This is a genomic window from Flavobacterium davisii (genome assembly GCF_019565505.1).
Taxonomy (GTDB): domain Bacteria; phylum Bacteroidota; class Bacteroidia; order Flavobacteriales; family Flavobacteriaceae; genus Flavobacterium; species Flavobacterium davisii.
The window spans coordinates 1,824,971-1,846,964 of record NZ_CP067378.1; the positions used below are offsets into that span (position 1 = coordinate 1,824,971).

17 protein-coding genes and 2 pseudogenes are annotated in these 21,994 nt (G+C 32.1%); 15 read left to right on the forward strand and 4 right to left on the reverse strand.

The features are described 5' to 3' along the window. Nucleotides 1–102 precede the first annotated feature (102 nt). The 4 genes from JJC05_RS08815 to JJC05_RS08830 form a co-directional block, all read right to left on the reverse strand. Nucleotides 103–3,204 (reverse strand): lantibiotic dehydratase, encoded by a 3,102-nt coding sequence (locus tag JJC05_RS08815; RefSeq protein ID WP_235877237.1) that lies wholly within the window; start codon nt 3,202–3,204, stop codon nt 103–105. Between the two features lie 98 nt (nt 3,205–3,302). Next, nucleotides 3,303–5,432, reverse strand: a complete 2,130-nt coding sequence (locus JJC05_RS08820; protein WP_235877238.1) for a prolyl oligopeptidase family serine peptidase — start codon at nt 5,430–5,432, stop codon at nt 3,303–3,305. Nucleotides 5,433–5,501: 69 nt separating this feature from the next. After that, nucleotides 5,502–5,684 carry a class I lanthipeptide gene (locus JJC05_RS08825; protein WP_258928328.1) on the reverse strand — a complete coding sequence of 61 codons (183 nt, stop codon included), beginning with the start codon at nt 5,682–5,684 and terminating at the stop codon, nt 5,502–5,504. Between the two features lie 105 nt (nt 5,685–5,789). Further along, complete coding sequence (locus JJC05_RS08830) at nt 5,790–7,502, reverse strand: helix-turn-helix domain-containing protein (protein WP_235877240.1); 1,713 nt, start codon at nt 7,500–7,502, stop codon at nt 5,790–5,792. A 303-nt stretch (nt 7,503–7,805) separates the two neighbouring features. On the opposite strand from JJC05_RS08830, the gene JJC05_RS08835 reads away from it, so the two are divergent. From JJC05_RS08835 to JJC05_RS08905, 15 genes and pseudogenes are all read left to right on the forward strand, one after another. Next, complete coding sequence (locus JJC05_RS08835) at nt 7,806–8,264, forward strand: hypothetical protein (protein WP_235877241.1); 459 nt, start codon at nt 7,806–7,808, stop codon at nt 8,262–8,264. A 553-nt stretch (nt 8,265–8,817) separates the two neighbouring features. Then, nucleotides 8,818–9,003: a hypothetical protein gene (locus JJC05_RS08840; RefSeq protein ID WP_088393833.1), complete on the forward strand. Its 186-nt coding sequence runs from the start codon at nt 8,818–8,820 to the stop codon at nt 9,001–9,003. A gap of 15 nt (nt 9,004–9,018) precedes the next feature. Beyond that, the gene (locus JJC05_RS08845; protein ID WP_235877242.1) at nt 9,019–9,633 is read left to right on the forward strand and encodes a CPBP family glutamic-type intramembrane protease; all 615 of its coding nucleotides are present in this window, start codon (nt 9,019–9,021) and stop codon (nt 9,631–9,633) included. Between the two features lie 6 nt (nt 9,634–9,639). After that, nucleotides 9,640–9,792: a hypothetical protein gene (locus tag JJC05_RS08850; protein WP_165764900.1), complete on the forward strand. Its 153-nt coding sequence runs from the start codon at nt 9,640–9,642 to the stop codon at nt 9,790–9,792. 173 nt (nt 9,793–9,965) lie between these two features. After that, entirely contained in the window at nt 9,966–10,115 is a 150-nt protein-coding gene (locus JJC05_RS08855; protein WP_235877243.1) for a class IIb bacteriocin, lactobin A/cerein 7B family, read from the forward strand. After that, nucleotides 10,115–10,264: a hypothetical protein gene (locus JJC05_RS08860; RefSeq protein WP_235877244.1), complete on the forward strand. Its 150-nt coding sequence runs from the start codon at nt 10,115–10,117 to the stop codon at nt 10,262–10,264. Before JJC05_RS08855 ends, JJC05_RS08860 begins: the two co-directional genes overlap by 1 nt. Before the next feature lie 212 nt (nt 10,265–10,476). After that, entirely contained in the window at nt 10,477–11,613 is a 1,137-nt protein-coding gene (locus JJC05_RS08865; RefSeq protein ID WP_258928339.1) for an HlyD family secretion protein, read from the forward strand. Between the two features lie 106 nt (nt 11,614–11,719). Then, entirely contained in the window at nt 11,720–13,891 is a 2,172-nt protein-coding gene (locus tag JJC05_RS08870; protein ID WP_235877245.1) for a peptidase domain-containing ABC transporter, read from the forward strand. A gap of 109 nt (nt 13,892–14,000) precedes the next feature. Continuing rightward, nucleotides 14,001–15,371 carry an oxygen-dependent tRNA uridine(34) hydroxylase TrhO gene (gene trhO / locus JJC05_RS08875; RefSeq protein ID WP_105196207.1) on the forward strand — a complete coding sequence of 457 codons (1,371 nt, stop codon included), beginning with the start codon at nt 14,001–14,003 and terminating at the stop codon, nt 15,369–15,371. Between the two features lies 1 nt (nt 15,372). Beyond that, nucleotides 15,373–16,616 (forward strand): annotated as a pseudogene (locus JJC05_RS08880) (peptidase U32 family protein). Continuing rightward, nucleotides 16,616–16,846, forward strand: coding sequence for a ferredoxin (locus JJC05_RS08885; RefSeq protein ID WP_105196209.1), 231 nt, complete (start codon nt 16,616–16,618; stop codon nt 16,844–16,846). The pseudogene JJC05_RS08880 and the gene JJC05_RS08885 overlap by 1 nt, the downstream one beginning before the upstream one ends. A 172-nt stretch (nt 16,847–17,018) precedes the next feature. Continuing rightward, nucleotides 17,019–18,459, forward strand: a pseudogene (locus JJC05_RS08890) (PSP1 domain-containing protein). Continuing rightward, on the forward strand, nt 18,434–18,937 hold the full coding sequence (locus tag JJC05_RS08895) for a gliding motility lipoprotein GldH (RefSeq protein ID WP_088392471.1): 504 nt from the start codon (nt 18,434–18,436) through the stop codon (nt 18,935–18,937). Before JJC05_RS08890 ends, JJC05_RS08895 begins: the two are co-directional and overlap by 26 nt. 2 nt (nt 18,938–18,939) lie before the next feature. Then, nucleotides 18,940–21,273, forward strand: coding sequence for a penicillin-binding protein 1A (locus JJC05_RS08900; RefSeq protein WP_105196210.1), 2,334 nt, complete (start codon nt 18,940–18,942; stop codon nt 21,271–21,273). An 8-nt stretch (nt 21,274–21,281) separates the two neighbouring features. Continuing rightward, the gene (locus JJC05_RS08905; RefSeq protein ID WP_235877246.1) at nt 21,282–21,986 is read left to right on the forward strand and encodes a CoA transferase subunit A; all 705 of its coding nucleotides are present in this window, start codon (nt 21,282–21,284) and stop codon (nt 21,984–21,986) included. Nucleotides 21,987–21,994: the final 8 nt, after the last annotated feature.

Below are 21,994 nucleotides of genomic sequence, written 5' to 3' on the forward strand. Positions count from 1 at the left end.
CTGTTCTACAAATGACCAGATTGCAAACTTTTAAAAGAACTTAATTTGAGGACAAAAAATATCTTTTTTAGTTTCAAAATCCTTTTTTTTTCTAATAAATTTCTAACACGTAATAGGGGTTAAATAGCTTCTTTTTTTATAATATTTATACATAAAATCATAAACCACCATTTCATGTCTTCTATGTTGAGAAAGAAAAATACGATTGCAGATCATGTGCACATAACTCAATAAAACTTCGTGTAACGGACGTGGTAATTTGTTTTGAGCATCAAACTTTTGAAGTACTTCAATCACTGGAATATTGTTTTGTGATCGTACTGCTAAAATTTGCAATAAAGGTTCGTACATTTCTTCAATGTTATTCTTATCCAAGAAGCGTTCTATTTCGAGTTCATTATCGGCAAATAATGTATTGATGTCTTTGTTTAGTTTACCTGATCTGTTGAATTCTTTTCCAAATGAGGTTTTAGCTACATTGAATAATTTTACACAGTCTTCGAGCGAAATGCTGAAATCATTCATCAAATGATCGATAGAAAGCATAGCAAACAACCACCTTATTTTTTCACCCGAATCTCCTTCTATCATAGCTGTAAATTGTAACGTACAAAAACTATCATAATGAAATAAGGATTCTGTCGCCTCAATAGCATAATGGCCATAACGCTGTAATTCTCGCAAATAGCTATCTGTTTGTACTTTCCAGATTACCTTCGAGTTTTCAAATTCGGTTGTATGTTTTTTGACTAATTGGATACAGTCTGTAAAGTTATTCAAATCGTTGAGTAAAATTCTGAATCGGATATGATGACCTAATGTGTCGTTGTATCTAATAAAAAACCATTTTGTAATAAGATTTTTATGGTATAATTCACTTACCAGCGGATTGATTATTCTAGTAAGTACTTCTTCTCCAGCTCTTTCGCCACAATAAAACTTGTAATACAACCAGTCGTCACCTATAGAGAAAGACTCTTTTACATCTGGAATTTCTTCTGACGTAAAATCAGCAATACTTGTAGCTATTGTAGTAGGAACATTGCGATGAGCACTTAAAATAATTTCGTTGCAATACTTCTCCGTAATGCAATCTTCTTCAAAAAGGAACTCCTTAAGTTGCAAAAAGTTTTTCCCTTTTAGCATACTATAAAAAACCTTGCAGCTTAACGCGTTGTTGAAGTTTATTAATACTTCATTATCTCCTTGTGTACTATAAATTAGATTAGGAATATTTCTTTTCTTTTGATAGGCTCTTACGACTTCTACGATTTTTGATTCTTCGGTAGTGAGAATCGTCTCTATATCTTGTTTTTTAATATTCCGGGTAGCACGTGCAAAAAGTACATCTTTGTACTGTACTCGAGGTAAGAAATCAAATTCTGCTTGTAAAGGTCCCCAACTAAATTTCAGTCCAAAAGTATCTTGGTTTTGAATATCGCATAAAAAATGATAGATAGGCAACGCATTAGCACTATAATTGTGCGCATTACTCAAACGCGGAATAATTTCTTTATTCAGCCGTTTTGATCGAAGCACCACTTTGTTATTTCTGACCGAAACATACAAATCGTCTATTTGTATTTGATGTTCTTGATGGACCGAAGCATTTCCTAAGTACGGAATTTCATAGTCGCGTTGGAAATTTCGGTACAAAATATTTCCTGTACGCGCCTGAGGTAAATGCACAATTTCGGCAATGATTTTATCGGGATTTAATTGCGATTCTAGACTCGAAATTTCGTTGGCTAAGGCTAAAATGTTAGCATCCAGATGGGTAAATCGTCCTATTAACGCATTAGCAGACGTACCTGAAACCGATTTTAAATTGATTTTTTCGTTGCCCGCTTCGGTAAAGATGTTGGTAAAAACCGAAAAGGTATCTGGATATAGCAATTCATTTTCTTGAAAATCCTTCAGTTCTTCATCTGTAATTTCAATAACTGTAGCATTGTTTTGCAATGCAACCCATAATTTTTTTAACAGAAATGTTTTTTTGTTGTCAAAAAGGAGTTGCTTTTCTTCTTGTTTATGAGGGATAACGGCTAGGTTGTCTAATAAAGGTGTTTTGGCACCCGTTTGTTTTGCATATCCAAGACCAATATCTGGATCTAAAACTGCAGCCAGTGGTTGTTCGTATTCTTCATACCGCTCTAAAAATCGTTTTTTGAATTCTTTTAAAGTGCCATTTTCTGGACTAGACTGTAATTTATTTAAGGCAGTAATAGCACTTCTTAGACTTTTTAGTGTTTTAAAGCTTATACTACCAGTCATTTTTCTGTAACTATCTACTTGGAAAAGTTTAGCAATATCTACTTCGTTACCTATTTGATTACGAAGGAGGTTGTAAATTTCGAGATAGACATCACTAGTATTTGTGCCGTTTGTATCCAGTGCTGTTATTTTTTCTTTGAGGGTAGTAATTAGCTTGCTGATAACTGTTGCTTCATAAAAAGCAAAACGCTCTTCGCGGAAGGTGTCAATTAGTTTTTCGAGATAGTCTTTCCCAGTTACGGTAAATTCTAGTTCACTTACAATAAACTGATTTTCAATTAGCGTATCAATAAATTCTTTTGCCTCTTCTACTGTCACCTCTTCATCTACAAGCAATTCGATTAACGCCTTTATGGAAGTCCCATTTCTAGAAATAGTCAAAACTGCTTCTAGGTACTCCGTTTTTTCTACTTCAGAAATTTTATGAAACCGTACATTGTCTTTAAAATAATACTCTACATACCTGTATTTATCTACCACTTCATACAGAGAGTTGTTAGGGTAGTATTGTAAGACACTTCGGATATCCTCGTTTTTTGTAATGATAGGCAACAAACTGCCTAAAAAAAACATATCTAGTTTTGTATGCCTTCCTAATGTACTATTTTGGACGGCTAAAGCGCTGTTTGCGCTGATAGTTGCAGCTGCCACTGTGGCAAACATCCCGAATGGGGTAGCTCGATTCGCTAATCTAGAGGCATACTTATAGAGGGTAATTTTTAATTTTTCTATAGCAATAGTTTCTAAAGTATTTGCTCCTTTTTCCCAAGCTACTAAAGTATCATAAACCGCTGGCGATCCTAAAAACAGCGCTTCTCTATGAGCTTTTTCTGAAAAAAGGGCTACTATTTTTTCCCAACTCAAATCAAGCTGTTTGTCTTGTATAGGATTACGAACAGTTACGGTGTTTATGAAACTGTAGTTTTTCATTAGGCTAAAATAGTTGATACTTGTCTCTGAAATGTTGCTACTAAAAAGAGGTTGTCTTTTTGACAGCCTCTTTTTAGGGTGGTTGTGTTTATAGAATTTTACTTTTTAACCTGAAAATCAGGGTGTCCTAGTTGCCAGTAAAAGAAAGTGTAAACATCAATATTTTCTTCCAGTGATTTATTTACTGTAACACCACTTCCATGACCACCATCCATATTAACTCTAAACAATACAGGATTATTATTTTTTTGACAAACTTGCATTTTTGCTACAAATTTAGCAGGTTGCCAGTATAGAACTCTTGCGTCATTCATACCTGCTGTGAGTAAAGTAGCAGGATAATTTGTATTTGGTTGCAAATGTAAATAAGGATCCATTTCATATAATGCTTTAAATTCTTCTTCAATTTTCGTGGTTCCAAATTCTTTTACATTATTAGCTCCGTTGGGAGTAGTCTCTAAACGTAAAGGGTTTAATATTCCAACTTTTATAACAGCAGCTTTAAATAAATCAGGGCGTTCTGTAATTCCTCTTCCTACAGTTATACCACCAGCGCTAACTCCTAAAACGCCTAAATGCTTTGGAGAAGTGTATTTTTTTTCTATTAAATATTCAGCACAACTAATCAAGTCCTTCCAGCTATTAGGTTTTGTTTGTTTATAACCTCCCTTGTGCCAATCATCTCCTTTTTCGCCACCGCCTCGCACATGAGCATAAACATACATCCCACCATTATACACCCATTCAAGCATGTTTTCAGAATAAGTGGGTGCTCCTATTGAACCATAAGCACCATAAGAATCAATAATGGTTCTTGTTTTCTTGTCTTTCTTGATATTTTTCTGTCTTATTATTGAAATAGGCATTAACAAACCATCATGCGTCTTTATTTCAATCTCTTCTACCACTAAGTCATTATATTTGGTGTTCTCCTCATTGATTTTTTCTTCTGTGAACGTATTAGTTTTTAAATCATATTTAAAAATCTTTGTTCTTTGAGTCCATCCAGAACAATAAACCCATAATTCAGATTTAGTCGCATCTATATTCTCTAATGAAATATCACCAGCTTTGAAAGGCAAAATTATTTCCTTACTTTTTTTACCATTGTAAAAATATAATTTTGCTTCTATGCCATTTTTTAGCGTCGAATAGTAAAACCCTTCTTTTGTGGGAAGAATACTGTTTAGATATTCCTCTTTTTTCGTAGTTACAACAAGTTTTTTCTTTGAATTTTCATTATCATTTAATGATTGAATCAATATTTCTTTGTTATTAACCATGAAAAAAATATTCATCCCTTTGACAAAATAATTAGGTGTCACTTTTTCTTCTTTTTTAAACAAAGGTTTCCAGTCTAATTTTTTCTCATTTAATTTTTCTAATGATGTATAATAACAATCTTTGTATTCTGTAGGACCACCTAGGAAACCTATCAAATAATCTTCTTTAATTTGAACAATAGGGAAATCTTCCTTTTGAATGTTAATTTCGGGATTTGAAATTCTAGAAAAAATAACTTTGTCTTTTCCTTGTGAATTTAGTAAATGTAAACAAGATTTAGAATTTAATAAAAAATCAGGGTCATTGTTATTGTTACTTGCCATTTTTGTATAAATAAAACCGCTATCATCAGGCAACCAGCTTATACCCCCCATTTCTGATGGCCAACTATTTTCTATGACATCGGACAACAAAGTGTGAGTAGCTAAATCGTATATAATCATATCTGACACCTCCTTGCCTCCTTCTGTCAAGGCAATGGCTATTTTATCACCTTTATTGTTAGGCTGATAAAAACTGATTACAAATTGTTTGCCTAATTCTGGTTTGTAATTCTTAGGGTCATAAATAAGTATTTCTTCCTTTTGTTGATTTTTTAAAAACAACTTTGCATAATTTTCACCTACTCGTTTTTTACAAAAAAAGTAATGATCATTATTCTTAAAAGTTAAATAAAAAGTTTGATCTTTTCTTGCTTTTACTCGTTCATAAAAAGTCTTAGAAAGACTATCTTTTGATTTTATTTGCGATAAAACGTTTTTAGAATTTTCGTTTTGACATTTTAACCAATTTGTAGTACTATCATCCAATTTTTCTAAACTTCTGTATTCATCTGTTATTTTAATGTTGAAGTATTGTTCTTGTATTGAATTTTTTTGAATAGTACAATTTTGTGAAAATACTAAACTGATATTAAATAAAAACGCCAAATATATTTTTTTCATTATTTCATAATTTATAAAAGTTATTTTTCAAATTAAATAGCTTGAAAAATAACTTTTAAATTTGGATCATTAATTAAATGGTATCTCGTAAATAGTTTTACATGCTCTCGTAGATTGACCGTCATTACCACTTGTTTGACCTGTATTATCACGATCACCTCCATTTATTTCTAATAATGATTTACTGTTTAATTCCACAACAGTAACTTTGTTTAACATAAGTTTTGAAATTGAATTTGATTTTTTTTTCATAGAATCTTAAATAATATTTCGTGCAAAAATATCTATTGTTAATTTTAAATTAAATGAGTTAAACTCGAAATTCCTGAATTCCGAGTTTAACTCATTTTTATTTCATTAATTTACTGATGTTTGAGAGCTATTAAATTCTTTGATAAAATAGCTTGGTTTTATTCCAGTTTTTTTAGAAAAAGCATTGGAAAAAGATTCTGCCGTGTTAAAGCCAAATTCATTAGCAAGAGCTAGTATAGTATATCTTCTTATTTTGGTATCTTTTTGTAAAATTGTTAAAGCATAGTCTATTCTCAAATCATTTATATATTGTATAAATGTTTTTTGTTTGTACTCATTAATGATTTTCGAAACATATTTTGTATTTGTTTGAAATTCATCTGCTACATTCTGAATGGTCAAATTAATTCTTAAAAACCCTTTCTCGTTTTCGAAGGCAGTCAGTTTTTCTAAAATATCGTTTAGCTTTTCTTCATTTATACCAATTTCTTTTTCATTTTCTTCAATTATAATTTTTTTATTCTGAGCAACTGGTTCAGCCATAATTGCTTTTTTATCTAATTCCTTTAATAATTCTTGAAAACGCTGCTTATACAGTCTTTTTTGTTTTTTATTATTCAGAAAAAGAATTAATGCGAAACAAATAGATAAAATAGTAATTATGATTGCTATAATATAGTTACTTTTTAAACTTTGAATGGTGGTGTCTTTTTTCTCAATTAAATTAGGTATTTGATATTTCTTGATGATAACCTTATTTAATAAATGATTTTTCTTATTGATTAGACTATCAATAGAGGTTAATTGAGTTAAATATTTCAAATGGTTTTCTTTATCACCAGTCTTTTTATAGTAATCAACTAGGTAGGTGTAACCATCTGTAAATTCAGGAAAAATAGATTTAGTTTTTCTATATACAGAATCTACCAGTTGAAAGTTTTTTACTGCTAGATTTTTCAGCCCTAATTTTTCGTAAGCTTTACCTCTATAATAATAGCCAGCAATAACATTTGTACTGTCTTTAAATTCGATAAACTTAGGCAATGATTTATTTATACTGTCTAAAGCAATTTTGTATTTCTTTTTGTTTATCTGATTTGAACCTTCATTTAATACAAAAAGGTATTTATAATATTCATCATTTGTCTTTAGAGCTAATTTGTAACCTATTCTATTGTAATATGAACAAGAATCAGTCTTTTTAAGACTTCTATAAGCGTCAGCTAGGCAAAATAAAACATTAGTATGCAAGTATGAAAAATTATTTCCCTCATATTTCTGATTTTTACTGTAATTATAACATTCCTTATAAATAGGCAAAGCTTCCATTACATCACCATAATGTTCTGAAATAAAAGTTGCTATATCTAAACGACTTCTATAATATAAATCAAGGTCTTTATTTTTTACTTCTTTTACAGCCAGATTAAAATTTTCCATAGCTTCATTATACCTGCCTAATTGTATCAATTTAAAGGCTTTTTCTCGATATCCTGTAAATGGAAAAAATTTACTTTTCGAACCTTTAGTATATTTAATTACACTATCAAAATATTTGATGGATACTGAAGCAGGTTTATTATATAACAACATATAATAATATTGTGCCACATAAATTGAACTATCACTTTTTACAGCCTTATTATAATAAATCTTTAATATTTTAGAACGCAATTTTTCATTGCTAGCATTATCATAATAAAGATCGTTTAATTTATTAAAATTTAGTTTGGCTAAATTGGTTTCTTTACTTTGTGCCTTTGTTATATTATAATTTGATAGTATAACAAGGAAAATAATTGAGTATAAATGCTTCATTTTATATATTTTGCCAAAATTCAAAAAAGAATTTGATAATTTAATTAAGAGGTTAAATTCTTGTTTTTCAGCGATATGTTTGTCGTGTAAATTTGTTTTTCCTGAATTTCGACCTAGAATTCCTGAATTTCGAGTATGTTGATTTGCACAACCCAATCTCCTCCCATTACTTTGCATCGCAATTCTGCAACAAAGATACAAAAGCAAGAAAGTCTATTAAACTTTTTTCAGGATTGTTTGTCGATTGGGTGGAGATATTCAAACAATTAAACTAACTAGGCAATCAAAAAACAAACATAAACTATGGGGATAAAAAATCAAATCAGTCTTGAAATACCACAAAGTGTTTTAGACGAAGTGCAAACTAAACTGAAAGAATGCAAAAGGTTATTAGCTCCTTTTTTGCAAGGGCTTACTCCTACGGAGCGCATGGAAATTTTTAAGATGGGGGATAAAACAGTGGCAACTGCTCAAAAGGTAAAGTCGTATTTAGAAACTAATCCTGAATTTGCTCCCACTTATATGGACAAAACGGAATTTTTAAAAGACGAAGCGGTAGTAACCCAACTGTCTCCATTAGCCAATATAGCAGAACAACTTACACGTGATCTTAATGACACGGTAATGTTGGCGGGTAGCGAAGCTATATATAGTGCTTTATTATATTACGGTCAGGTAAAAGAGGCGCATACTAAAGGAATACCAACTGCCAAACCAATTTATGAAGATTTAAGCCAACGTTTTAGTAAAAGACGTAGATGAAATACGAGCTTATAACTTACTATAATAAGCAAAAAGCCTATTCCTAATAGCTTTGAGTTCCTATAGCGTAGCTTTTTCCTTCTAAATAATGCCTAAAAGGTATTAAATAATAGCTTTTAGCTTCAAATGAATACCTTTTAGGTTTATGAAAATTGCCTTTAGCTTGTACGTAATAGCTTTTAGGATTAAAATAGTATATTTTACAATTAATAAATAAAAAAAGACAAATGTTAGCATTTTTAATAGCATTGATTCAATATATCGTCAATTTAATTTTGGAGTATTGCATCAAGTAAGTGACTGAAATTAGTATTGTATTTTTATTGAAATTGCCATTGAATTTTGCACATTCAAAGAATTTCAAGTAAATAAAAACAGTAAGTAGCTACTACTCTTGGATGGTTTTTCTCCTAAGTAAACGAAAAACAAAAACACTTTTTGGATTTAAAAGTCTGTTACCAAAAAGGAAGTGAACAAACAGACTATAAAAAAAGCAGCCTTAGCATTTGTTTTGGACGACAACTAAGACTGCCAATAATAAAAAAGCAAATTTATGAAAAATTTAAATGTTGTGGAGCTGAATGCTCAGGAATTGAAAAACGTTGAGGGGGGAAATAAGTATGTAAAAGCTTTTAATTTTATAATGGAAGCAGCAGGTATTTATGATGCTATCGATGATTTTAAAAGCGGATGGAATTCAGTTCATAGCTATGGATCTGGATCTGGAGGTAGTTGGTAATTAAAAATGGTAAATTTGAATGGAATTGACCAGAAAACTAGAAGTGTAAAATATCTTTTCTGTAAGTTTTCTTTGTGTATAGCATCTGTAATTATTATTGAAATTTTTAAAAATGTATTTCATCTTAAGGAACCAGATGAACATGCTGTTGAAAATCAATTTTTCAACAACCCCTTTCTTTTTATTTTAGGTGCATTAATATTGAGCCCAATACTCGAGGAAATAGCATTTCGACTACCTCTGAAAAAGAGTAGGTATTATTTGATAAGTTTATTTTTTTTAGCAATTTTCACGGTAACTTCTAAACTTATTTTCACGAAATTGATAAGTATTTCATTCATGTTTTTTTTATTAGTTTTTCAAATTGTAAAGCTGAAAATTGAATTAATAAAACGACTTTTGATTGTATTGTCAGTATTATCTTTTACCTTAATCCACATAGATAATTATAGAATAGATGAATTACAGAAGTTGACAATGATTGAAAATATATTTCTCTTTTTACCTCAATTAATTATTGGTCTCATTTTTACAAAAGTAAGATTAGAAAGGAACTTTGCAATTAGTTTACAATTACATTCATTATATAATTTAGCTATTGTTATTATGGCATTAATATTTAATAAATAAAAAAGTATGGAAATTAAAGAATTGACAACAGAAGAGTTGTATAAAATAACAGGTGGTGGTTTTTTTCGTGATTTAGGAGCAAGAGCACATTTAATTTTTAATAGTATTGCTGCTTATTTAGAAAATAATGATTTTGGTCAAATGCACAGTGCGGGTTAGAAAAAAACATCTTTAAAAATGTTTTAGAAATCTGCAATAATAACAAAAAAACACTTTTTGGGTTTAAAAGTCTGTTACCAAAAAGGAAGTGAACAAACAGACTATAAAAAAAGCAGCCTTAGCATTTGTTTTGGACGACAACTAAGACTGCGAATAATATAAAAAACAAATTTATGAAAAATTTAAATGTTGTGGAGCTGAATGCTCAGGAATTGAAAAACGTTGAGGGAGGGATTGCTCCACTTATTTTAGCTGGATGGGGCGCAATGATTCTTATGGATTCCCTTTTAGTAGGTGTTTATGTTGGATATAAAAATAATTAATGATTAAAATGGAAAATTTAAAAGAATTATCAAGAGAAGAACTTGTTAAAACAGAAGGAGGTCTTATAGAATTTTTAGGGTTATGTGCGGCATTGTTTGCAATTGGTTACGAAATAGGAAAGGATGCAAAAGAACGTTCTCATAATTAATTTATAAATTTCTGATAAAATGAAAAAGATAGATCTAAAGATTAATCATAATGCTCTTATAAAATTTGTATATATATGTTTATTTGCTTTTTATTTAGGATATAAATACGGGAAATCATTGCATTATTAATATTGCTTTTATCAGATATTTTATTTGAAGCTGTGTATATATTATGCAGCTTCATAAATTTTTATTAAGTAATTACACAATAATGTTAAGTCTAGACCCTATTCACACCAAAGAAACCCTTATTTCGCGAAATACGACACGTAGTAAGTCTTTATATATACTAATGGTAGCTGTAGTACTAGCTGTATTAGGAGCATTGCCATTTATTTATGTAGACATAAGCAGCCAGAGCCGTGGTATTATTCGTAGTCAGCAGGATAAAGTACCTTTGCAAACAGTAGTGAGTGGCAAGATTATAAGTTGCTTACTAAAAAATAACAAACTGGTAAAAAAAGGGGATACCTTAGTAAAAATAGCGCAAGATAATTTACAAACAGAAAAAGCCAGTACCCAAGCCACTGTTAACGATAATCAAATTTTATTGAACGATTTGCAACAAGCTGTAGCAGGACAAGGTGAGCAGTTGCGTACAGCTGTTATGGTGCAAGAATGGTACAGTTATACCAGTCGTCGGAATGAGTTACTTGAAAAATATCATTTTGCCCAGCAAGAGCATGATCGTCAGAAAAAACTGTTTGATAAAGGGGTTATCTCCGCAAGTGAATTCGAAAAATTCCTTCATGCTGCCAAAACAGCTCAACAAGCTGTAGCTGTTTTAGAAAAAAGTCAAAAGGCACAGTGGCAAAATCGTCACCGGGAACTGTCGGTTCAATCTAAAAATCTAACCGGGACGATACAAAAAATAGCCACCGAATCCAAAAACTATTATGTTACTGCACCAGTTTCAGGTGTAATTACCGAATTTTCGGGTGTGCAAGTAGGTTCTTTTTTCACCCCGTCGCAACCCATTGCCGTTATTACTCCAATCGATCAACAGTTAGTAGAATGTACGGTTAGCCCAAATGATATAGGTTTGATACATAAGAATCAAGAAGTAAAGTTTCAAATGGATGCTTTTAATTATAACCAATGGGGCTTATTAACAGGAAGAGTAATCGATATTGATAAAAATATTACGTTACAAGAAAATCAAGCTTTTTTTAAAGTACGTTGTGCTTTAAACTCTCCCATTTTACAACTTAAATCAGGATATACGACCCGTGCTACTAACGGGATGACACTTACTGCTCGATATACTCTAACACGTAGAAGTCTTTTTGATTTACTATTTGATAAGATGGACGATTGGTTAAATCCAAAATTAGTTAGTGTTCAGTAATTGCTTTTTAGTATTCAGTAATCAATGTTCAGTAATCAGGGATTTGTTGAAGTAGTTACTGTTGTACTCTCCTTGAACCATTTATGGTAAAAATAATAATAAGAAAATGTCTATAAAAATAAAACAACATGATATTCGCGATTGTGGCGCTGCTTGTTTGGCATCAATCGGGAATCATTACAAGGTTAATCTTCCTATAGCCCGTATCAGACAATTAGCTAGTACTGATAAAAGAGGTACCAATGTATTAGGGATGATTGAAGCTGCCGAAAAAATGGGTTTTACAGCTAAAGGTGTAAAAGGTGATTTGGATGCATTAGATAAAATACCTTTACCCGCTGTTGCACACGTAATAATAAAAGAGCAGTTACATCATTATGTTGTGATTTATAAAGTAGAAGCCTCCCCTAACCCTTCCAAAGGAGGGGGAACTGTAACCGTAATGGATCCTGGTACAGGTACTATGGAGCATTATACCTATGAAGATTTTAAGAAAATATGGTCTGGAGTACTCATTCTTTTTGCACCAGCGGATCATTTCAAAACCTATAGCGAAAAAATTAGCCCATTAAAAAGATTTTGGGATTTAATTCAGCCACATAAAATTATCTTAATACAAGCCTTAGTAGGCGCTATTGTTTTCACAATTTTAGGACTTGCCATGTCTATTTATGTTCAAAAGATTACGGATTATGTACTCGTTGAAGGCAATCGTAAACTTTTGAATCTATTGAGTGTAACAATGATTGGGATCATCTTACTTCAGGCATACATTGGTTCAAAAAAGAGTATCTTGGTCATGAAAACAGGTCAGTTAATTGATGCTAAGTTAATTTTAGGTTACTATAAGCATTTGTTGCGATTGCCACAGCGTTTTTTTGATACCATGCAAATCGGTGAAATTACCTCACGTATAAATGATGCGGTTAAGATTCGTTCTTTTATAAATGATGTAGCCATAGAATTAATCGTAAATGTTTTTATTGTTATTTTTTCATTTGTATTAATGTTTACGTACTATTGGAAGTTAGCCTTGATTATTTTATTAGTTATTCCTTTCTATGGGTTGGTTTATTTTTTATTAAACAAGTTTAATAAAAAAGTAGAACGTGATATTATGGAAAATGGAGCTGAACTACAAACACAGTTAACGGAAAGTATTACGCATATACGTACGGTTAAAGAATTTGGGATAGAGGATTTTTCAAATATTAAAACTGAAAATCGATTTGTGAAATTACTTTTTTCCGTCTATAAGTCTGGAGCAAATACTTTATTCGCTGGAACATCTACTCAATTCTTAGCTTCTATTTTTACTGTTGTTTTAATGTGGATTGGCGCTGGTTATGTCATGGATCGTGCAATTACCCCGGGTGAATTATTTTCTTTCTATGCACTTATTGGTTATTTTACTTCACCTGTTGCTTCGTTAATTGGTATGAATAAAACAATGCAAAATGCCTTGATAGCTGCGGATCGTTTATTTGAGATTATGGACTTGGAACGTGAAGCTACTGAAAATAAAATGGAATTAGATAAAGACAATTTAGGCGATATTCGTTTTGAGCAAGTTTGTTTTAGATATGGTTCTCGTCAGGAAGTTTTTACTGATTTTAGCGCAGTGTTTAGAAGAAATGAGACCACTGCTATAGTAGGAGAAAGTGGAAGTGGAAAAACAACATTGATTTCACTGCTTCAAAGTCTATATCCAATACAGAGCGGAAAAATTTATATTGGAAATTATGATTTGCAATATATTCATTATGCCAGCTTGCGCAATATGGTTGGTGTTATTCCTCAGCAATTGAATCTTTTTTCAGGAAATATTATTGAAAATATTGCATTGGGCGATACTTTTCCTAATATACAAAGGGTTATCGATTTATGTGGTCAGTTAGGAATTACAGAGTTTGTAGAGAAGATGCCTAATGGATTTAATACACAAGTCGGAGAAAACGGTGCCATGTTATCAGGTGGTCAAAAACAACGTATTGCTATTGCTAGAGCATTATATAAAAACCCAGAAATTTTATTAATGGATGAGGCAACTTCTGCTTTGGATACACAATCGGAACAATTAGTGCAAAAAGCCATACAAGATTTTAAATCCCAAGGGAAAACCGTTATAGTAATAGCACATAGATTGAGTACTATTGCGAATGCTGATACTATTTTAGTAATGCATGAAGGGAAAGTTGTAGAGAAAGGAAATCATTTTGAACTTATTGAAAAAGACGGGAAATATGCTGCTTTATGGAGTAAACAAAGTTTGGTTTAATACGTTGAAATTTTTATTTGAAATCATCTAAAAATCAATAAATTTGCAACCGAATTCTTCCAATTAGAATTCCAAACATTTTGTATAATCTCAAACTTAAGTGTATAGCATGCAACTGTATAACACCTTAAGCGCAGAAGAAAGAGCCGAGTTGATTGACCAAGCGGGGAAACAACGCCTTACAATTTCTTTCTACCAATACGCGCACATCGAAAACCCGCAAGAATTCCGTAATAATTTATATGTCGCTTGGGACAAGCTTGAAGCCTTAGGTCGAGTATATGTGGCTACAGAAGGTATTAATGCGCAAATGAGTGTACCTGCCGAGCATTTTGAAGCGTTCCGTGAAACACTAGAAGCTTACGATTTTATGAAAGGGCTTCGTATTAATGTAGCAGTGGAACACGATGACCATTCTTTCTTAAAACTGACCGTAAAAGTGCGTCACAAAATCGTTGCAGATGGATTAAACGACGAAACTTTTGATGTAACTAATAAAGGTGTGCATTTAGAAGCAAAAGCTTTCAATGCTATTTTAGACGACCCTAACACTATAGTTGTAGATTTTAGAAATCACTATGAAAGCGAAGTAGGACATTTCAGAGGGGCAATTACTCCCGATGTGGAAACATTCCGTGAGTCGTTACCCATTATTAACGAGCAATTAAAAGAGTTTAAAGAAGATAAAAACCTAGTGATGTATTGTACAGGTGGTATTCGTTGCGAAAAAGCATCGGCTTACTTCAAGCATCAAGGTTTTAAAAATGTATACCAATTAGAAGGAGGTATCATCAACTATGCGCGTCAAATCAAAGAACAAGGTTTGGAGAGCAAATTTATTGGTAAAAATTTTGTATTTGACCACCGTTTAGGGGAAAGAATCACGGATGATATTATTGCACAATGCCACCAATGTGGAAAACCTTGCGATAATCATACCAATTGTGCTAACGATGGTTGTCATTTGTTATTTATCCAATGTGATGCATGTGCAGAGAAAATGGAGCATTGTTGTTCAAACGAATGCTTAGAAACAACGCATCTTCCTTTAGAAGAACAGGTAAAATTGCGTAAAGGAATCCAAGTGGGTAATAAAATTTTCCGTAAAGGAAAATCAGCAGCTTTAAAGTTTAAAAAATCAGGTGTTTTAGAAGGGATTACACTTGCTAAAGCTACAGAAGAAGAAGCAAAACCAAAAACATTACGCCAACGCATTGCGGTTAAAAAAGTTATGATTGGAAAAGGAGAACACTATTATTCAAAAGCACAAGTTGGTCAATTTACATTAACCAATCACGAATTAAAAGTAGGTGATAAGGTGTTAATTCAAGGGCCTACTACGGGTGAGAAACAACTAATTGTGGAACAACTTTTTGTAAATGGAGAAGAAGGAACTACTGCTATAGCGGGTGATAAAGTGACTTTTGCCGTTCCTTTTAAAATTAGAGCTTCGGATAAATTGTTTAAATTTACAAAATAATATGACCACTACAGGAAAGATTGAGTTAATGGCTCCTGCTGGAAATTTTGAGTCCCTACAAGCTGCTTTAGATAACGGTTGTGATTCTATTTATTTTGGTGTTGAGCAATTAAATATGCGTGCACGTGCAACCGTAAATTTTGTTCTAGATGATTTACCTGAAATTGCTCGCCGTTGCCAAGAAAAAAAGGTAAGAACTTATCTTACATTAAATACGATTATTTATGATCATGATTTGTCAATAGTTAAAACATTAGTTACAAAAGCAAAAGAAGCAGGCATTACAGCCGTAATTGCATCAGACCAAGCTGTAATTATGACAGCAAGGACAGCAGGTATGGAAGTACATATTTCTACTCAATTAAACGTAACAAATATTGAAACAGTAAAGTTTTATGCCTTGTTTGCAGATACTATTGTTTTATCCCGTGAGTTGAGTTTGCGTCAAGTTAAAAAAATTACAGAACAAATAGAAAAAGAAAATATTAAAGGACCTAGTGGTAATTTAGTAGAAATAGAGATTTTCGGTCATGGCGCATTATGTATGGCTGTATCAGGGAAATGTTATTTGAGCTTACATTCTCACAATTCTTCGGCAAATCGTGGTGCATGTAAACAAAATTGTCGAAAAAAATACACGGTTATCGATCAAGAGTCAGGTTTTGAAATTGAAATTGATAATGAATATATGATGTCTCCAAAAGACTTATGTACCCTAGATTTTTTAGATCAAGTAATAGATTCAGGAATTAAAGTACTAAAATTAGAGGGACGCGGACGTGCTCCCGAGTATGTAGCAACCGTTACCAAAACATACCGTGATGCGATTGATGCGTATTACGATGGGACTTTTTCTAAGGAAAAAATTAATAGTTGGATGGAAACATTAGAAACAGTTTATAATCGTGGTTTCTGGAGTGGTTATTATTTAGGACAGAAATTAGGAGAATGGAGTAAAGATCCGGTGAAGTCACGCAACACAAAAAAAAAGTATACGTAGGTAAAGGTACACATTATTTTCCTAAAGCAAGTATTGGTGAATTTAAAATAGAAGCTTACGATATTAAACAAGGAGATAAAATTTTAATAACAGGACCTAGCACGGGAGCGCAGGAAATGATTATTGAAGAAATGTATGTAAATGATCTAGTGGCTGATAAAGCAACAAAAGGAGATAGTTGTACTTTTAAATTACCTTTCAGAATACGTTTGTCCGATAAATTATACAAAATTGTAGAGGCATAATGATTATAGTAACTTTACAAAGAGATAAATGTATTGGATGTAATTACTGTGTAGAGTTTGCACCAGCACAATTTCAAATGTCTAAAAAAGATGGAAAATCTGTCTTAATAAAATCCGTTGATACAAAAGGTTTTCATACCTTAAAATCACATGATCATACTATTTTTGATGCTTGCGAATTAGCAGAAAAAGCCTGTCCCGTGCATATAATTACAGTAAAGGAAACTTAAAAAATAAAAAATAGAAGTCTAAACCTGTTGTGTTATAAATACAACAGGTTTTTTTATTTTGAAAAATGTCATTTGAATTTTGGTGCTTAAAAATTGTATCTTTACACACAAAAGTAAATTGGCAGTAGTAGTCTCACTTCAAAATGAGACGACCAATATATATTCAAATTTTATGGCATGTACTAATTGTTCAACCTCTTCTGGATCTCCAAAGGGGTGTAAAAATAATGGAACTTGTGGCACTGATAGCTGCAATAAATTAACCGTTTTCGATTGGCTCTCTAATATGTCCCTTCCGGGAGGACAAGAACCTTTTGACTGTGTAGAAGTTCGTTTTAAAAATGGTAGAAAAGAATTTTTTAAAAATGCTGAAAAACTAAGCCTTTCCATTGGTGATATAGTAGCAACAGAAGCTAATCCCTGGACACGATGTTGGAATTATTACTTTAACTGGTGAATTAGTTAAAGTACAAATGAAAAAAAAAGGAGTAGATTACACAACTGAAACACCTAAAATATATCGTAAAGCATCACAAAAAGATATAGATATTTGGCAAGAAGCACGTAATAGAGAACAAGGAATACAAGTACGCGCTCGTGAACTGGCTATTGCATTAAATCTTGAAATGAAAATATCTGATATTGAATTTCAAGGAGATGGATCTAAAGCAACATTTTATTATACCGCCAGTGATCGTGTCGATTTTCGACAATTAATTAAAGATTATGCAGCCGAATTCAAGATTCGTATTGAAATGAAACAAGTAGGTTTTCGTCAAGAAGCAGCACGTTTAGGAGGGGTAGGTTCTTGTGGACGTGAATTATGTTGTTCAACTTGGTTAACCGATTTTAGAAGTGTTAATACTTCAGCAGCTCGTTATCAACAATTATCACTAAATCCTCAAAAATTAGCAGGTCAGTGTGGAAAACTCAAATGTTGTTTAAATTATGAGTTGGATACCTATATGGATGCTTTAAAAGATTTTCCAGATATGGAAACTAAATTATTAACGGATAGAGGAGAAGCTACTTGCCAAAAAATTGATATATTTAAAGAATTAATGTGGTTTGCTTACCCCGATAATATGGCTATTTGGCACATGCTTAAAGTGAGTGAAGTAAAAGAAATTTTAGATCTAAATAAAGAAGGAAAAAAAATAGCCACTTTAGAAGATTTTGTTTACGAAGAAGAAAAGGAAACAGTAGAAAAAACATTTCAGAATGCAATGGGGCAAGACAGTCTAACCCGTTTTGATCAACCTAAGAAAAAAAATAAGAAAAAGAAGACAAATAGTACAACCATTTCTAACGAAAAACCTATTGAAAATAAAACCGAAAAAATAATCAAACCTCGTTTTGAACAAAACAAACCCAAGCCAGAACATAAGCATAAACCCAAACCTAAACCTAAACCAGAAGCGATTAAACCCAAATTAGAAGAACGTAAATTAAAACAAGAAGGAGGCACTAAATCTAAACCAGAAGTTGCGAACTCTAAAGAAGATCATAATAAGAATAATCAAACAGAAGGGCAAAGGCCTAGAAACAATAGACCAAGACCCAGAAATAATAGGTCAAAAAATAGAAATGATAAAAAAGATGATCAAAACTAATTGGTACGGTTTCCTTTTAGGAATCGCATTGGTATCTTGTGACAAATCACAAGTATTTGACCAGTATAAGACTTTTGAAAACGGATGGGCAAAAAAAGAAGCAGTAAGTTTTGAGTTTGAACAAGAAGCTTCAAAAAAACCATTGAACTTATTTATTAATGTACGTAATAATGATGATTATGAATTTAGTAATCTATTTTTAATCGTAAAACTAGAACAACCACAAGGAAAAATATATGTTGATACATTAGAATATCAAATGGCAAATCCAGATGGTAGTCTTATGGGACAAGGCTTTTCTGATGTAAAAGAAAGTAAATTGTGGTACAAAGAAAATTATATATTCCCTAAAAAAGGAAAATACAAAGTAACCATTCAACAAGCAGTTCGTGAAAATGGAAAATTAAAAGGAATTGAAGTTTTAAATGGTGTTACTGAATTAGGTTTTAGAATAGAATCAACAGAAGAAAATAAATAATTATGGCTCAAAAATTAAACACTCGTAAACCAGATTATGACCCTTATGTAAAGAAATTTTGGAAATACTTTCTCTACGCATTTGGAGGTGTTTTTTTGTTTTTCCTTTTTGCTTCTTGGGGCTTATTCGGTTCCATGCCATCTTTTGAAGAATTAGAAAATCCAGAATCCAATCTAGCTACTGAAATTATTTCATCAGATGGAGTGGTTATTGGTAAATTTTTTAATGAAAATAGAACACCCGTAAAATATGAGGATTTACCAAAACATTTAGTTAAAGCACTCGTAGCCACTGAAGATGAACGATTTTATGAACATTCAGGAATTGATGGAAAAAGAACGCTAAGTGCAGCCTTAAAGTTAGGTACAGATGGGGGGGCATCTACCCTAACACAACAATTAGCAAAGTTACTTTTTCATGGAGAACGTTCCAAATTTAAAATTATAGGACTCATCCAAAAAGCAAAAGAATGGATTATTGCAATTCGTTTAGAACGTCAATATACCAAAAACGAAATTATAGCAATGTATCTTAATAAAGTTGATTTTGTAAATACCGCAGTAGGAATACGTTCTGCGGCCAAAGTATATTTTGCAAAAGAACCCAAACAACTTACAATAGACGAATCAGCTATGTTAGTAGGAATGTTAAAAAATCCTTCTCTATTTAACCCATTAAAACGTGAAGAAAAAGTACGGGATCGTCGTAATGTAGTCTTGAAACAAATGGAAAAAAATGGTTTTTTAACCACTACACAAAAAGAAAATTATCAGGCAAAACCTATAAAACTAACCTTTTCGCCCGAAAAATATAATGAAGGAACCGCTACCTATTTTAGAGAATATCTTCGTGATTATATGAAAAAATGGGTTGAAGAAAACAAAAAAGAAGATGGTTCTGATTATAATATCTATTCAGATGGATTAAAAATTTATACCACTATTGATTCTCGTATGCAGTTGTATGCAGAAGAAGCAATGAAAGAACATTTAGCTAATTTACAACAAGAATTTTTTATAGAACAAAAGAAAAATAAAACAGCTCCTTTTGTTAATATAACGGATACTGAAATTGAAAAAGTAATGGATCGTTCTATGCGTAATTCTGAACGTTGGCGAATTTTATCTGAAAATGGTATGGAAGAAGATGATATAAAAAAATCTTTTCACATCAAAACAAAAATGACTGTATTTACTTGGAAAGGAGATCGTGATACACTTATGACCCCTTATGATTCCATTCGTTATTATAAACATTTCTTGCAGCCGGGTTTAATGGCTATGGAACCCCAAACAGGTCATGTAAAAGCTTGGGTGGGAGGTATAGATTACCGTTATTTTCAATATGATCACGTAGGTTTAGGTGCCCGTCAAGTAGGATCTACTTTCAAGCCTTTTGTATACGCAACCGCTATACAACAATTAGGAATGTCTCCTTGTGATACCATTTTAGACGGCCCATTTATGATTCGTAAAGGAAAGCATAATGTTACAGAAGATTGGGAACCCCGAAATTCTGATAGAAGATATAGAGGAATGATGACCTTAAAAAGAGCACTAGCAAATTCTGTTAATACAGTATCTGCCAAGTTAATTGATAAGACAGGTCCTGACGCTGTAATTGCGTTATTAAGAAAATTAGGAGTAGAAACAGAAATCCCCTCACAACCCTCTATTGCTTTAGGTGCCGTTGATATTACCGTAAGAGATATGGTTGCTGCATTTAGCACCTTTGCCAATCAAGGTATTTATTTAAAACCACAAGTCATCTCTAAAATAGAAGACAAGAACGGAAATGTAATTTTTGAACCTAAATTAGAATCTAAAGACGTATTAAGTAAAGATGTTTCCTATGCTGTTATTAAATTATTAGAAGGCGTTACAGAATCAGGTTCTGGAGATCGTTTACGTACACAAGGAGGTGGATGGAAATACAATAGAGTAACGGGATATCCTTATATGTTTAAAAATCCTATTGCAGGAAAAACCGGTACTTCGCAAAATCAATCAGACGGTTGGTTTATAGGGATGGTACCTAATTTAGCAACAGGTGTTTGGGTAGGAAATGAAGATAGATCAGCCCATTTTAAAACGTTAGCAGCAGGTCAAGGTGCTACTATGGCGTTGCCTATTTGGGGACTTTTTATGAAAAAATGTTATGCAGATCCAACGCTCAATATTTCAAAAGAAGCTTTTGAAAAACCAAGCGATTTGAAAATTAAAGTAGACTGTTATTCAGTACCTTCTCATTCAAGAAGAGAAAATGATAGTACAGCTAATGACTCCATAAGAGTAAAACCTGAAGAAGAACAAAACACAGACGAATTTGGTTTATAAACACAACTATGATATCAAGAAAAGTTAACAACGTACAAGAAGCTTTAGAAGGAATTCAAGACGGAATGACCATTATGCTTGGTGGTTTCGGACTTTGTGGCATTCCTGAAAATAGTATTACAGAATTAGTAAATAAAGGTATAAAAAATTTAACTTGTATTTCGAACAATGCAGGCGTAGATGATTTTGGTCTGGGATTACTATTACAAAAACATCAAATAAAAAAAATGATTTCTTCTTATGTAGGAGAAAATGCTGAATTTGAACGTCAAATGCTTTCAGGTGAGTTAGAAGTAGAATTAACACCACAAGGGACTTTGGCTGAAAAATGCCGTGCTGCCCAAGCAGGTATTCCAGCGTTTTTTACCCCAGCAGGATACGGAACAGAAGTAGCAGAGGGAAAAGAAGTACGCGAATTTAACGGTAAAATGCATATTTTAGAACATGCGTTTCAAGCTGATTTTTCGATTGTAAAAGCTTGGAAAGGAGATGAAGCAGGTAACCTAATTTTCAAAGGAACAGCTCGTAATTTCAACGCTCCTATGGCAGGCGCTGCAAAAATTACTATTGCTGAGGTAGAAGAATTGGTACCAGCAGGCACTTTAGATCCGAATGAAATTCATATTCCGAGAATTATGATCAATCGTATTTTTCAAGGAGATAAATTTGAAAAAAGAATTGAACAACGTACGGTTCGTACTAAAATTCAATAATTCAATAA